Source organism: Prevotella sp. AGR2160, assembly GCF_000424185.1.
Lineage (GTDB): Bacteria > Bacteroidota > Bacteroidia > Bacteroidales > Bacteroidaceae > Prevotella.
Map to the genome: position 1 here is coordinate 132852 of NZ_AUJK01000004.1, position 14594 is coordinate 147445.

Here is a 14594-nt window from a genome sequence, read left to right on the forward strand (position 1 = left end):
TTAAGAATAAAAAATCAAAATCCACTATTTTTCCACTACTTTTTCCATCATTATCCATTATCTATTCTCTATTATCCATTCTCCATTAATACCGCTCCTTCCTGCCGCATACCGTCCATGAGGATCCTCAAGGGATGGGGGAAGCGGACATGACGCACATATTCTGTCTCCTCCACGGCGGGGAGAGCATCGAGGATATCCTTGCGGATCATGCCGCCCTCCTCGGGATTATTCGTATCGATGGTGAAATAGCCCACGCCGAAGCTCGTGAGGTTTTGGAAGAAATGGGTACCCTGGCTCGGGTCGACACGGTAGTTTTTCAGCGCCACTTCCACGATGACGCGTGCAGCGGAGATATGCGGCCATTTCACGGGTACGCCGAGATAATGGTCACTGGAGCCCCAGCGGCCGGGCCCGATGAGGACATAGTTCTTCTTCTCTGCCAGGAACTGCCGGTTGATGCGCTCAATGTCATCGGCCACATAGTAATTGTTCATCGCGGAGAAATCGTCATCATACTTCACGTATACCACATCGGTGACATCCTCCGAGATACCGTGTCCAAGGGAGCGGTGAGAGCGGAGCAAGCACTGGCTGTCGGGGATGGCCCGGACATCCTCGTCAAGCATCTGTTTGCTGTCGACGATGGGGCGGATCTGCAAGAGATAGAAATCTCCCGTCCGGTCGGGATGGATATTACAGGCGAACTCAATCTCCACGGGACGGCGCATGGCATCGGCGCCGAGCTTCATCGACAGTTGCATGATCTCCGGCAACGGGAAGACATGCTGAGAGAGGATGCCGTCGAAAGAGATAATCTTGCGGCCACCCTCATAGAGGCCGGGACGGATGACCTGGTCAAGGGGATCGAACGTGGAGGCGATAAACGGCAGTGCGCCCTGCTTGTCGGCCTCCTTGACACGCAACTTGGCAATGTTGAAACCGTCGTCGACACGAAAGTCATCAGTAACGCGCTTCATGTCGAGGGCATAAAACTGTGTCTGCGTCTCCTTCAGGGCGATATCCATCTCACTCATCTGCAGCACTTGGTCGGGATGATAAGGACTCACGCGCAGCGTCTGTCCGCCATCGACGATATATTTCCCGAGTCCGAGGGCCAGGGAGGCGATCCCCTCCTCACTCTTCTCCTCTCCGATGGGGTAATAGTTGAGCGAGCGCAGGACACCGCTTACATTGGGATAATAATAGTCGGCATACTGTTGTCCGACAACCTCCTGGAGGATGACGGCCATTTTTTCCTGATCAATGACATTCGACGTGGCCTGCATATAGGCCTTCGAATCATGGTAGAACACAGAGGCATAGACGCCCTTGATAGCACAGGCGAGCATGCGCAGCATCTCATATTTGTCATCGAGATAAGGAATCATATACGTGGAATAGATTCCCGCGAAGGGCTGGTAGTGGGCATCCTCCAGGAGAGAGCTCGAGCGGATGGCCACGGGACGTTTCGTCGCCTCGAAGAAAGTGAAGAAGTCGGCAATCAGCGAGTCGGGCAACTGGGCATGGAGGAAATGGCGGAGGATCTCATCATCAGGGAGGTCACTCAGGGCCACAGGATAGAGATTATTGTCCTCCATGAACCGATCGAAGATATCGGTACAGAGGACGACGGTCTTTGGGATCTGCACCGTGGCATTGGGGAAGTTGTTGATCTCGGGATGGAGTTTGATGACATGGTCGAGATAGGCCAGGCCACGCCCCTTGCCGCCGAGGGAGCCGTCGCCGATGCGTGCGAAATGGGCATATTGGTCGAACTTCATGCGGTCGAAGTCAGCTACGATACCGATATTCTTCATGTGTCGGTACTGCACGATGGCGTCGAAGATGATCTGCCGGTGGGCGTCGACATCCTGGAGTTTATGCCATGTCACCTGTTTGAGGAAGTTGCTTACAGGGAAGATGGCACGGGCACAGAGCCAGCGGCTCATGTGGTTACGGCTGATATGATAGAGCATGGAATCGTTGGGGATGTCGAAGATATGATCCTGCAGTTCTTTCAGACTGTGTATGCGCATGACCTCCTCATGGGTCTTCGGGTCCCGGAAGATGAAGTCGCCGAAGCCCATATGCTCCTCCATGATATGCCGAAGGTCGACACTGAGCTTCTTCGAGTTCTTGTCGACGAAGCGGAACCCCTCTGCCTCCGCCTTCTTCCTGTTCTCGCTCTCCGCGCTCTCGAGGATCAGCGGGAGATACTCATCCTCCTTACGGATCTGCCTGAGCAGTTTCAATCCGGCCTCGGGATCCTTGTTGTCCTTGTCGCCAAGGGGTGACGGCGTGCCGTCGGCTTTCACGGGATGGAGGGGAAAACGGGCATCGGAGATCACGCCGAGACAGTTGTCCTTATATTGTTCATAGACGGCGAGAGCCTCATCATAGGTACGGGCGAGGATAACTTTCGGACGGCCGCGCATGCGCAGGGTAGCGGCATGGCGGTTGAGAGCCTCCCGGGAGAAATTCTTACTCTGTACAAGGATATAATTGTAGAGATTGGGCAGGATGGAACTGTAGAAACGGATGGAGTCCTCGACGAGGAGGATCATCTGTACCCCACCCTCCTTGACATCATGCTCCATATTCATCTTGTCCTCGATGAGTTTGATGATGGAGAGGATCAGATTCGTATTGCCGAGCCAACAGAAGACATAGTCGAAGATACTCAGGTCTTCATTCTGCATGCGGCGCGTGATACCATGGGAGAACGGGGTGAGGACAACACAGGGTATATGGGGGAAGGTCCCCTTGATCGCCCGCGCCACCGTGAAGGCATCATTATCGGCATTACCAGGCATACAGATGACGAGGTCAACATGTGTGGACGCCAGGACTTTCTGTGCCTCCTCTGTCGTCGATACCTGAGTGAACGTCGGGGGATAGCGCAGTCCAAGCTCCATATACTCATTATAGATCTTCTCCTCTACCCTGCCGTCATCCTCAAGCATGAAGGCATCATAGGGGTTGGCGACGATGAGGACATTATAGATGCGACGCATCATCAGATTGACAAAGGTCACATCCTTGAGCAGGAACCGTGTCCACTGCTGGGGGATCTTTTCTTCCATGGGCTGTCAAAAGTTTTCTTACGGAGACAAAAGTAATACTATTTTCTATATTTTCCAAACTTTATCCAAGAATATTCATTACCTTTGCACGCAAAACGAGAAAAATATGATTAAAGGATTCAAAGTCTTTTTTAGAATATACCTCTCTTGGCTGCTTATATTCATCCTCCAGAAACCACTCTTCATGCTCTGGTATCATACGCTCTATGAGAAGGATACGGCCATCGACTGGCTGCGCGTCATCTGGCACGGCCTGTCGCTGGACCTCAGCGTGGCCGGCTATCTCACCGTGATACCGGGACTTCTCCTCACGGCCATCAGCATCGTTGCGCCACTCAAGGAAAAGGCAGAGAAGTTCTTTCGTAGTATTTTCAAAGGTTATTTTCTGCTTACGGCCTTCCTCATCGCACTCATTTTCTGTCTGAATATCGGACTGTATGAGTATTGGCAGTTTCCACTCGACAACACGCCATTCTTCTATTTCCTCTCTTCTCCGAAAGATGCCTTCGCGAGTATCACCATTCCCATGCTCATCGGAGGTATCCTCGCCATTGCTCTGTGTACGGCAGCCATCAGCGCCCTCTTCCTCCTGCCCGGAGGGGGACGCGTTTATACTTCCCTGGAGAAAGACGGAAACAGCCAATCGGCACATCCCGACTATTATGCGCTGAAGCACCGTGTCAAAAGGGCCGTGATGATGCTCGTACTGACGGTGTTGCTCTTCCTGCCGATCCGTGGCGGTGTCACCGTCTCGACGATGAACATGGGCTATGCCTATTTCAGCGACGAGGCACCACTGAACCATGCCGCCGTCAACCCTGCCTTCTCCCTTCTGGAGAGTCTCTCCCATCAGGAGAATTTCAAGAGCCAGTACCGCTTCATGGATGACCAGACGGCACAGGCCCTCGTCCGCCCGATGCTCAACACGCGCTCTGACTCCGTCATGCCCGTCCTCAAGGACCGCTGGTTCTCCAACGGCACGAAGAAAGGCGGACGCCCGGATATCTACCTCTTCATCCTCGAGTCTTTCTCCCGGGAACTGATGAAGACGGCGGCAGTACCGACGATGAACCGTCTGGCCCGGGAGGGTATCTTCTTCGACCGTTTCTATGCCAACAGCTGGCGGACGGACCGTGGTTTGGTATCCATCCTCAGTGGTTATCCGGCCCAGCCGAACATGAGTATCATGAAATACTCGCAGAAGGCGACCCATCTGCCGTCGCTCGCCGCCCACCTCCATGATGCCGGCTACACCTTACATTATTATTATGGTGGTGATGCCGACTTCACGAATATGCGGGCTTATGTTACCTCCATGGGCTTCACGGACCTGACGAGTGATACTGACTTCCCCATCAAGGAGCGGCTGAGCAAATGGGGCGTTCCAGACGGACCCGTCATCGAGTGCATGCAGGAGCACTATCCGAAGGAAGGTTTGCAGCGGGCGCCACGCTTCACCGTCGTACAGACGAGCAGCAGTCACGAGCCTTTCGACGTGCCCTGGCACAATCTGAAGAACCCGCGGCTGAATGCCTTCAATTATACCGACCACTGCATCGCGCAGTTCATCCAATGGCTGAAGGCAACGGGCCGGTGGGACCACAGCCTCGTCATCCTCTGTCCTGATCACCTCGGCTGCTATCCCGAGGACCTGAGCATGTACGACCTCCGCCATTTCCAGATTCCCCTAATCTTCACGGGCGGTGCCATCCGTGGTCCTCAGCAGGTCCATACCCTCGGCAGTCAACAGGATATCGCGGCCACCGTCCTCGGACAACTCGGGATCCGTCATGATGACCTGCGGTTCTCCAAGGACCTGCTGGCCAGCGGTCCTCACTTCGCCTTCTACGACTTCCCCGATGCCATGGGACTGGTCACGGAAGAGGGCAACATCCTCTACGACAACAGCAAAAGAGCTCTCGTACCGGCGCCACGATCTGCACGGGAGAAAGAGCGCGCCAAGGCACTGCTGCCCCGTTTGAAGGCCTATTTGCAGGTTCTGTTTGACGATATCGACCAAAGATAAACGAAAAATCTATGATACTGATGCTATAAAATACTTATGAACACAATTATCGATTGGGACACACAGGTGTTCCTGGCCATCAATAGGCTCCACACGCCATTCATGGATCACTTCATGGATCTGTACTCCGAGAAATGGGTATGGATACCGTTCTATGCTTCACTCTTCTTCGTCATCTGCATGAGGATCAAGGACTGGAAGCGGATTCTGTGGACGGCGATCGCCATCGCTATCCTCATCACCCTCACCGACCAGACCTGCGCGCATCTCATCCGGCCGTTCGTGGAACGGCTGCGCCCGGCCAACCTCGAGAATCCCCTGCATACGATGGTACACATCGTCAACGGCGAACGTGGCGGACGCTTCGGCTTCCCGAGCTGCCATAGTGCCAACAGCTGGGGACTGACCATTTTCCTGATGTATCTGCTCCGTGACCGGTGGATGAACACCCTAATGGTCATCTGGACGATTATCATCTGTTACAGTCGTATTTACCTCGGTGTCCACTATCCAGGGGATCTCCTCGCCGCGACGCTCGTGGCCTTGCTGTGGGCTACGGTGGTCTATCGCATTCTCCGCCCCCATGTCCTCCCCGTCAGTCCGCGTGACCGATGGACGGCAGTACCATGGACCGCCTTTTTCATCACCCTCATCGCCATGATGGCTTGATGCGATAAGCCATCAAACTGTCACTGTTTTATAGGAAATTTAACACAAAATCCTTGGCCGTATTCCAAAAACGGCGTATATTTGCCCTTAGCAAGAAACAAATAGAAAACTAAGATCCTATAAAACTAAACAACTATGAACGTACAACAGATCATGCAGGAATTGGAGCGCAAGCACCCCGGAGAGTCAGAATACCTCCAGGCCGTGCGGGAAGTGCTCATCAGTGTACAGGATGTCTATAACCAGCATCCAGAGTTTGAACGTGCCAAACTCATTGAGCGGCTCATCGAGCCCGAGCGCATCATCACGTTCCGCGTACCCTGGGTTGACGACAAGGGTGAGGTGCATGTCAACCTAGGTTACCGCGTACAGTTCAACTCCGCCATCGGTCCCTATAAAGGTGGACTACGTTTCCACTCCTCCGTCAACCTCTCCATTCTGAAGTTCCTCGGCTTCGAACAGACCTTTAAGAACGCCCTCACCACACTGCCTATGGGCGGTGCCAAAGGTGGCAGCGACTTCTCTATCCGTGGCCGCTCCGATGCTGAGGTCATGCGCTTCTGCCAGGCCTTCATGGCGGAGCTCTACCACTATATCGGTCCCGACGAGGATGTGCCGGCCGGCGACATCGGTGTCGGCGGACGTGAGATCGGCTATCTCTTCGGGGCTTATAAGAAGCTGACACACCAATGGAACGGCGTCATCACGGGCAAGGGCCTCGAATGGGGCGGCAGCCGCATCCGTCCCGAGGCAACGGGCTTCGGTGCCCTCTATTTCGTCAGTCAGATGATGGCGACCCACGACCTCGACCTGAAGGGAAAGACCGTTGCCCTCTCCGGCTTCGGTAATGTCGCCTGGGGCGCCGCCACGAAAGCCACTCAACTCGGCGCAAAGGTCATCACCATCAGTGGTCCCGACGGCTATATCTACGATTCCGAGGGTATCAGTGGTGAGAAGATCGACTATATGCTCGAGCTCCGCTCCAGTGGTAATGATGTCTGCCAGCCCTATGCCGACGAGTTCCCCGGCAGCCAGTTCTTCCCGGGTAAGAAGCCGTGGGAGCAGAAGGCCGATGTCTATCTCACCTGTGCTACGCAGAATGAGCTCAACGGTGACGATGCCGCGAAGATTCTCGCCCGTCATCCACTCTGTGTCGCCGAAGTCAGCAACATGGGCTGTACGGAGGAGGCCACGAAGGCCTTCATCGCCGCCCGTCAGCTCTTCGCTCCCGGCAAGGCCGTCAATGCCGGCGGTGTCGCCACGAGTGGTCTGGAGATGACGCAGAACTCCATCCGTCTTCACTGGAGCGCTGAGGAGGTCGACAAGGAACTCCATAAGATCATGCACTCCATCCATGAGCAGTGCGTGCGTTATGGTAAGGAGCCCGACGGATATGTCAATTATGTCAAGGGTGCCAATATCGCCGGCTTTATGAAGGTCGCCAACGCGATGATGGCTCAAGGTATCGTTTAAGGCCCAAATCTTTGTCCGTTTGAACTATTTTTTGTAATTTTGCAAAAAATATGTTTATGGTCAAAAAGCTGATATTCATTCTCTTTGCACTGCTCTCGCTTACCACCTCCGCCCAACGGAAGGTGCAGCGGGGGCAGGCGACCTATTACTCCCGCCGTTCCACGGGCGCCCGTACGGCGAGTGGCGAACAGCTGCATCACGACTCTTTGACCTGCGCACATAAAAGTCATCCCTTCGGCACCCTCCTCCGCGTGACGAATATGAAGAACGGCAAGAGCACGATCGTACGCGTCACCGACCGTGGGCCCTATGGTCACGGAAAGGTCATCGACCTGAGTTACCGGGCCGCCCGTGAGATCGGCATGCTCTCCAGTGGTATCGCCACCGTTCGTGTGGAAGTCGTGGAGAAAGAAAAGGAGAAGGGTATCCCCTACCGTCCAAACGAAGAAGTCAGCCTGCCAAAATATGAATTTGGACTGGCTGACTTCAAACCGGAGAATATCAAGGTTCCCCGGAAACCATTACACAAATAATATTATTCCTTCTTAGTGGGAATATTAAACTCTGAGACTTTTGTGCAGGTCTTGCCATTTGCCAGGACACTGACACAGAACTTCGCATAACCGTCCTTCAGCCGACTGTCAGCTTGAATAACGGCGGTATAACGGATGCCCTGACCGGCACCTATGCTCTCCACTCTTACGCTCGGGGATATATAGATATGCCTGTTCTTATAGAACTCCACAACTGACGGGATAGCACCATAGACGGTTTTCGTACCTGTATTCCAGATCTCAAAGACCATACGGGCATCCTCACCGCGCTCCAAGGCTCCGTCGCCATTACTATCGAGAAAACGTGCATTACGGATCTCCAGACTCGGCAGGGCCGTCACCGTGTAAGTCCTACCCGTCGATTTCATCATATCTGACTGCTGCCCCTTACCAAGAGTGATACGGTCATCGCCCGTATTATTGGCATTGAAACCACTCTGCTCGCGCCAGTCCTCAGCATCATTACGCGTCGTATCGATGGGCGTAGCATCACTCTGAGCCTGGTAGCGACTGCCATTTCCGCGGTTCTCATAGACGCCGTCATCACCGGAATAGCGACGGGAACCCATCTCCGCTGAACGCTCACGGACAGCATCATCGACGGCAGCGGCCTGACGACGGTCAGCCTGGGCACCGATGGCGGCTCCAGCGACGGCGCCTCCGACAGTACCTACAATCTGTCCGATATCGGAGCCACGCCAGCCACCGGAGATGTCACCGATAGCGGACCCAAGCATACCTCCAAGCATAGCGCCGGAATAGGCTCCGGCTCCTGTATAGCTGTCACAGCTGCTCAACAAAAGAGCAGAGACAACCATTGTGATCATGAACTTTTTCATAAGCCAATTTCCTTTTATCTGATTGCAAAAATAATCATTATTTTCCATACTTCACAGCCATTTTCCCTAATTTAACATAGGGGAAACCCTATGAAGCAGAAGCATAATGGAGAATGGAAAATGATGGCCGTAGGTACATCTTAAATCATTGTCCGTTTCCGCAAAAATCATCGAAAAAGGGGTGCAGATAAGAAACCTGCACCCCTCTTAGGTGATGAATGAGTAGAGTTATGAATAGTGAATTATTCAGCCTTAGGAGCCTCCTCAGCCTTTGCCTCAGCAGCATCAGCAGCAGGAGCGGCCTCCTCAGCCTTCGGAGCCTCTGCAGCGGGAGCAGCAGCCTCTGCAGACTTGTTGCTACGACGGCTACGACGGGTCTTCTTGGCAGCGGGAGCCTTAGCCATGTTCTCATCGAAGTCTACGAGCTCGATGAAAGCCAGCTCAGCGGCATCGCCCTGACGGATACCCAGCTTGATCACACGGGTGTAGCCACCGGGACGGTTGGCAACCTTAGCAGCGACCTCACCGAAGAGAGTCTTCACAGCCTCCTTGTCCTGGAGGTAACGGAAGACGACACGACGGGACGTTGTGGTGTCGTTCTTAGAACGGGTGATCAGGGGCTCAACATACTTCTTCAGAGCCTTTGCCTTGGCGAGGGTCGTAGTGATTCTTTTGTGCATGATCAGGGACACTGCCATGTTTGCAAGCATGGCACCGCGGTGAGATGCAGTACGGCCCAGATGGTTGAATTTCTTATTATGTCTCATTTTTAATCTAAATTAGGAGTCAGAAGATAGTAGTTAGAAGTTCAGAGATGGAGTTTAGAATTAACTTCCAACTCCTATCTCCTAACTCCTAACTAACCTAACTATTCTTTGTCCAGTTTATACTTTGAAATATCAGTTCCAAACGACAGATTCAGACTCTCGAGCAAATCATCAAGCTCTGAAAGCGATTTCTTACCGAAGTTGCGGAACTTCAGGAGGTCGGTCTTGTTGTACTGAACGAGATCGCCGAGGGTCTCGACGTCGGCGGCCTTCAAGCAGTTGAGGGCACGGACGGAGAGGTTCATATCGGTGAGCTTCGTCTTCAGCAACTGACGCATGTGGAGGATCTCCTCGTCAAACTCCTCATTATTCTCCTTGTCAGGATTCTCCAGAGAGATCTTTTCATCAGAGAAGAGCATGAAGTGATAGATCAGGATCTTCGCAGCCTCCTTCAGGGCGTCCTTCGGGTGAATGGAACCATCCGTGGTGACTTCGATGACAAGCTTGTCGTAGTCGGTCTTCTGCTCGACACGATAGGGCTCGACACTGTATTTCACGTTACGGATCGGGGTGTAGATGGAATCGATAGGGAGTACGTTAACATCTGTGCAGAACTGACGGTTCTCATCGGCGGGGACGTAGCCACGGCCCTTGTTGATGGTCAGGTCAATCTGCATAGTAGCTTTGGCATCTAAATGACAAATCACTAAATCAGGGTTTAACACTTCAAATCCAGTCAGATACTTACTGATATCACCTGCTTTGAATTCGGTGGAATTCTCGACGGTGATACTAACTTTCTCGTTCTCGAATTCTTCTACTACTTGCTTGAATCGAACTTGCTTGAGATTCAAGATAATGTTGGTGACGTCCTCCTTCACACCCGGTACGGAGCTAAACTCATGCTCAACACCAGCGATACGGATGGTGTTGATGGCATAGCCCTCGAGTGACGAAAGAAGAATGCGGCGCAGGGCATTACCGATGGTAATACCGAAGCCAGGCTCAAGAGGACGGAATTCGAACTTGCCGAAATGGTCATTGGCCTCCAACATTACGACTTTGTCAGGTTTTTGAAATGCTAATATCGCCATTGATTTAATGAATTTTATTGTTTAGAGTAAAGCTCAACGATTAACTGCTCCTTGATGTTCTCCGGGATGTCAGCACGCTCGGGCTTATGAAGGAACTTACCGCTCTTGGTATTCTCGTCCCATTCGAGCCAAGGATACTTGCTGTGGTTGAAACCAGCCAAAGCAGCCTCAATGACTTCAAGAGACTTTGCCTTTTCGCGGACGCCAACGATCTGACCCGGCTTGACGGAGTAAGAAGGAATGTTAACAACCTGGCCATCAACTACGATATGCTTGTGAGAAACAAGCTGACGAGCAGCGGCACGGGTAGGAGCGATACCCAAACGGAACACGACATTGTCCAGACGGCTCTCGAGGCTCTGCAGCAAAACCTCACCGGTAATACCGTCAGCCTTGGCAGCCTTATCGAACAAATTGCGGAACTGACGCTCGAGAACGCCATAAGTATACTTTGCCTTCTGCTTCTCAGCAAGCTGAGCACCATACTCAGACACCTTACGACGACGGTTGTTACCGTGCTGTCCAGGAGCATAGTTGCGCTTAGCGAGTACCTTATCAGCGCCGAAGATAGCCTCTCCGAAACGGCGTGCAATTCTTGATTTAGGACCTATGTATCTTGCCATAATGAATAATATGCTTTTTTATATAGTTGATAAGATGTGATTATACACGACGACGCTTAGGAGGACGGCAGCCATTGTGCGGCAGCGGAGTGACGTCGATAATCTCAGTTACCTCGATACCTGCGCCATGGACGGCACGGATAGCGCTCTCACGACCATTACCCGGACCCTTCACATAAGCCTTTACCTTACGGAGACCGAGGTCGTAAGCGATCTTTGCGCAATCCTCAGCAGCCATCTGCGCTGCGTACGGCGTGTTCTTCTTACTGCCACGGAAACCCATCTTACCAGCGGAAGACCAGGAGATAACCTGACCCTCAGAGTTTGCAAGAGATACGATGATGTTGTTGAAAGAACTGTGAACGTGAAGCTGACCAACAGCGTCAACGCGAACATTTCTCTTTCTGCTTGTTGCTTTTGTCTTTGCCATAATTTACTGTCCTTTCAATTACTTAGTAGCCTTCTTCTTGTTAGCAACAGTCTTCTTCTTTCCCTTGCGAGTACGAGCATTGTTCTTTGTACTCTGACCACGAACGGGAAGACCATTACGATGTCTGACACCACGGTAGCAACCGATGTCCATCAAGCGCTTGATGTTCATCTGGATCTCACTACGGAGATCACCTTCTACCTTGAACTCAGCGCCGATAATTTGACGGATAGCGGCTGCCTGCTCGTCAGACCATTCGCTGACCTTCAGGCTGCGGTCTACGCCTGCCTTATCCAATATCTTTGCTGAACTACTTCGACCAATACCATAGATATAGGTCAATGCGATTTCGCCTGCCTTATTCTGGGGCAAATCTACTCCAACAATTCTTATTGCCATTGTTTGATAATAATGTGATAAATACTTTTTCTTGCTAAAGAGCGTGCAAAATTACGACTATTTTTTCAAATAGCCGCACATTTACAAATCTTTAACATTAACCCTGACGCATTTTGAACTTCGGGTTCTTCTTGTTGATAACGAACAGACGACCCTTTCTGCGAACGATCTTGCAGTCGGGCGTACGTTTCTTTAATGATGCTCTTGTCTTCATATCAGTTGATGAATTATTTGTATCGGAATACGATTCTTCCCTTTGTCAGGTCATAGGGACTCATCTCCACCTTGACCTTGTCACCGGGCAGAATCTTGATATAGTGCATGCGCATCTTGCCGGAAATATGGGCAATGATCTGCACGCCGTTCTCCAGCTCTACACGGAACATAGCGTTGGAGAGACTTTCAGTGATGGTTCCGTCTTGTTCTATAGCGGACTGTTTTGCCATAAATCTTAAATTAACCTTTCTTATTTAATCAATTAACTGTCTGATTGTAATAGCGCTCTTGATCGATATCTTCGAACGTAGATAAAATCTCTGCCTTTCCCCTGCGGATAGCGATGGTGTGCTCGAAATGAGCGGCGGGCAGGTGATCGCGGGTGATGATGCCCCACTTGTCGGGGAGCAGCCAGATCTTGCGGTCTCCCATCGTGATCATCGGCTCGATAGCGATACACATGCCGGCTTTCAGCATCACGCCGTTGCCACGGCTTCCATAGTTGGGTACCTGTGGCGCCTCATGCATCTCCTTGCCAATGCCATGCCCAGTGAGCTCTCGGACCACTCCATAACCTTCAGCCTCGGCGGTAGCTTGTACGGCATTGCCGATATCACCGAGATGATTGCCAGCAACTGCTTCGGCTATACCCTTGTAAAGAGAAGCCCGCGTTGTACGGAGGAGTTTCATGACCTCGGGGCGGACCTCACCGACACAAAACGTATAACAACTGTCACCGTTGAATCCGTCGAGGAGCGTCCCGCAGTCAATGCTAATGATGTCACCATCCTTGAGAACCTGCTTATCCGACGGTATTCCGTGGACGACGACATCATTGACAGAGGTACAGATTGAAGCTGGGAAAGGCCCTCCAAATGGATTGGGGAAGTTCTTGAACGTGGGGACAGCCCCATGGTCTCGGATGAACTCCTCAGCTATTTTGTCCAATTGGAGGGTCGTAACACCTGCTTGGATATGTTTTCCCAATTCCGCAAGGGTAGCGCCGACGAGGCGGTTGGCCTTGCGCATCAGGTCTATTTCATCTTCCGTCTTCAGAAAAATCTTCATTCGCTGTAGACTTAGTATGCGGATACGCCACCCTGACGAGTGTGACCGGCATTGAGAAGACCGTCGTAATGACGCATCATCAGATGGCTCTCAATCTGCTGAAGAGTGTCGATGACCACACCAACAAGGATCAGCAGTGAAGTTCCTCCGAAGAACTGGGCGAAGCCCTGCTGAACGTTGAGGAATCCTGTAAGTGCCGGCATGATAGCGATGAAAGCGATGAAAAGAGAACCAGGGAAAGTAATACGAGACATGACTGTATCAATATACTCAGCTGTTTCCTTACCAGGCTTGACACCGGGGATGAAACCGTTGTTACGCTTCATATCCTCTGCCATCTGCGTCGGGTTCAGCGTGATAGCTGTATAGAAGTACGTAAATGCAATCACGAGAATCACATAGATGACATTATACAGCACAGAACGGTTGTCCATAAGATCACGGACCCACCAAGCAGCCGTCTCAGAGTTGTAGCGCACGATCGCCAGCGGAATGAACATCAATGCCTGAGCAAAGATGATCGGCATCACGTTGGCAGCGAAGAGCTTCAACGGGATGTACTGACGGGCACCACCGAACTGCTTGTTGCCGACCACGCGCTTGGCATACTGTACGGGGACCTTGCGCGTGCCCTGAACGAGCAGGATGGAAGCCAGCACGACGGCATAGAGGACGATGAGCTCAACGATGAACATCATCAGACCACCACCGGTGACGGCTGTCAGACGGGAGGAGAGCTCCTGAATGAAAGCCTGCGGAAGGCGGGCGATGATACCGATCATAATGATCAGGGAGATACCATTGCCGACGCCTTTATCCGTGATACGCTCACCAAGCCAAAGGATGAACATCGAACCTGCAGCAAGGATAATCGTAGCGGGGATCATGAAGGCCGTCCAGTCAATACCTGAAGCGAGGGCCTGAGAGGCCTGCATCTTCAGGTTGATGAGGTAGGACGGAGCCTGGAACAGCAGGATAGCTACCGTGAGCCAGCGAGTGTACCAGTTGATCTTCTTACGACCACTCTCGCCCTCGCGCTGCATCTTCTGAAAGTAAGGTACAGCGACGGCGAGGAGCTGCATGACGATGGAAGCTGAGATATAGGGCATGATACCGAGTGCGAAGATAGACGCATTGGAAAATGCTCCACCAGAGAACATGTCCAAGAGTGACATCAGGCCACCGGCGGTCTGTGACTGAAGTTTTGCCAACTGTGTCGGATCGATGCCCGGGAGGACAACGTAAGATCCGAAACGATAGATAGCCACAAATAGAAACGTGATGAGGAGGCGCTGACGCAGGTCCTCGAGTTTCCAACAGTTCTTTAGTGTCTCAATAAACTTTTTCATC

At 52.1% G+C, this 14594-nt stretch carries 15 protein-coding genes; 4 read left to right on the top strand and 11 right to left on the bottom strand.

Translation table 11 applies throughout. The features are described 5' to 3' along the window. Positions 1-71 precede the first annotated feature (71 nt). Positions 72-3086: a PEP/pyruvate-binding domain-containing protein gene (locus tag G604_RS0104430; RefSeq protein WP_028909501.1), complete on the bottom strand. Its 3015-nt coding sequence runs from the start codon at positions 3084-3086 to the stop codon at positions 72-74. A 106-nt stretch (positions 3087-3192) separates the two neighbouring features. Here G604_RS0104430 and G604_RS0104435 point away from each other — a divergent pair, with 106 nt between their 5' ends. The 4 genes from G604_RS0104435 (at position 3193) to G604_RS13545 (ending at position 7787) form a co-directional block, all read left to right on the top strand. Continuing rightward, the gene (locus G604_RS0104435; RefSeq protein ID WP_028909502.1) at positions 3193-5112 is read left to right on the top strand and encodes an LTA synthase family protein; all 1920 of its coding nucleotides are present in this window, start codon (positions 3193-3195) and stop codon (positions 5110-5112) included. A 36-nt stretch (positions 5113-5148) separates the two neighbouring features. Next, positions 5149-5781 (top strand): phosphatase PAP2 family protein, encoded by a 633-nt coding sequence (locus G604_RS13540; RefSeq protein WP_051220224.1) that lies wholly within the window; start codon positions 5149-5151, stop codon positions 5779-5781. Between the two features lie 135 nt (positions 5782-5916). After that, the gene (gene gdhA, locus G604_RS0104445) at positions 5917-7254 is read left to right on the top strand and encodes an NADP-specific glutamate dehydrogenase (protein WP_028909503.1); all 1338 of its coding nucleotides are present in this window, start codon (positions 5917-5919) and stop codon (positions 7252-7254) included. Between the two features lie 56 nt (positions 7255-7310). Next, positions 7311-7787, top strand: a complete 477-nt coding sequence (locus tag G604_RS13545; RefSeq protein WP_051220225.1) for a septal ring lytic transglycosylase RlpA family protein — start codon at positions 7311-7313, stop codon at positions 7785-7787. A gap of 2 nt (positions 7788-7789) precedes the next feature. Here the strand turns inward: G604_RS13545 and G604_RS0104455 are convergent, their stop codons facing one another. The 10 genes from G604_RS0104455 to secY all read right to left on the bottom strand — a co-directional run bounded on the left by G604_RS0104455 (position 7790) and on the right by secY (position 14593). Next, positions 7790-8647, bottom strand: coding sequence for a hypothetical protein (locus G604_RS0104455; protein WP_028909504.1), 858 nt, complete (start codon positions 8645-8647; stop codon positions 7790-7792). A gap of 242 nt (positions 8648-8889) precedes the next feature. Then, positions 8890-9414, bottom strand: coding sequence for a 50S ribosomal protein L17 (rplQ, locus tag G604_RS0104460; protein ID WP_028909505.1), 525 nt, complete (start codon positions 9412-9414; stop codon positions 8890-8892). A gap of 101 nt (positions 9415-9515) precedes the next feature. Further along, the gene (locus G604_RS0104465; protein ID WP_028909506.1) at positions 9516-10508 is read right to left on the bottom strand and encodes a DNA-directed RNA polymerase subunit alpha; all 993 of its coding nucleotides are present in this window, start codon (positions 10506-10508) and stop codon (positions 9516-9518) included. Between the two features lie 14 nt (positions 10509-10522). Then, positions 10523-11131 (bottom strand): 30S ribosomal protein S4, encoded by a 609-nt coding sequence (gene rpsD / locus G604_RS0104470; RefSeq protein WP_028909507.1) that lies wholly within the window; start codon positions 11129-11131, stop codon positions 10523-10525. A 40-nt stretch (positions 11132-11171) separates the two neighbouring features. Next, positions 11172-11561: a 30S ribosomal protein S11 gene (gene rpsK, locus G604_RS0104475; RefSeq protein ID WP_028909508.1), complete on the bottom strand. Its 390-nt coding sequence runs from the start codon at positions 11559-11561 to the stop codon at positions 11172-11174. Between the two features lie 18 nt (positions 11562-11579). Beyond that, positions 11580-11960 (bottom strand): 30S ribosomal protein S13, encoded by a 381-nt coding sequence (gene rpsM / locus G604_RS0104480; protein WP_028909509.1) that lies wholly within the window; start codon positions 11958-11960, stop codon positions 11580-11582. Positions 11961-12057: 97 nt separating this feature from the next. Next, positions 12058-12174 carry a type B 50S ribosomal protein L36 gene (ykgO, locus tag G604_RS13550; protein ID WP_007899708.1) on the bottom strand — a complete coding sequence of 39 codons (117 nt, stop codon included), beginning with the start codon at positions 12172-12174 and terminating at the stop codon, positions 12058-12060. A gap of 13 nt (positions 12175-12187) precedes the next feature. Further along, the gene (infA, locus tag G604_RS0104485) at positions 12188-12406 is read right to left on the bottom strand and encodes a translation initiation factor IF-1 (protein ID WP_028909510.1); all 219 of its coding nucleotides are present in this window, start codon (positions 12404-12406) and stop codon (positions 12188-12190) included. Between the two features lie 28 nt (positions 12407-12434). Further along, positions 12435-13244, bottom strand: a complete 810-nt coding sequence (gene map / locus G604_RS0104490) for a type I methionyl aminopeptidase (RefSeq protein WP_028909511.1) — start codon at positions 13242-13244, stop codon at positions 12435-12437. Between the two features lie 11 nt (positions 13245-13255). After that, entirely contained in the window at positions 13256-14593 is a 1338-nt protein-coding gene (secY, locus tag G604_RS0104495) for a preprotein translocase subunit SecY (RefSeq protein WP_028909512.1), read from the bottom strand. Position 14594 lies beyond the last annotated feature (1 nt).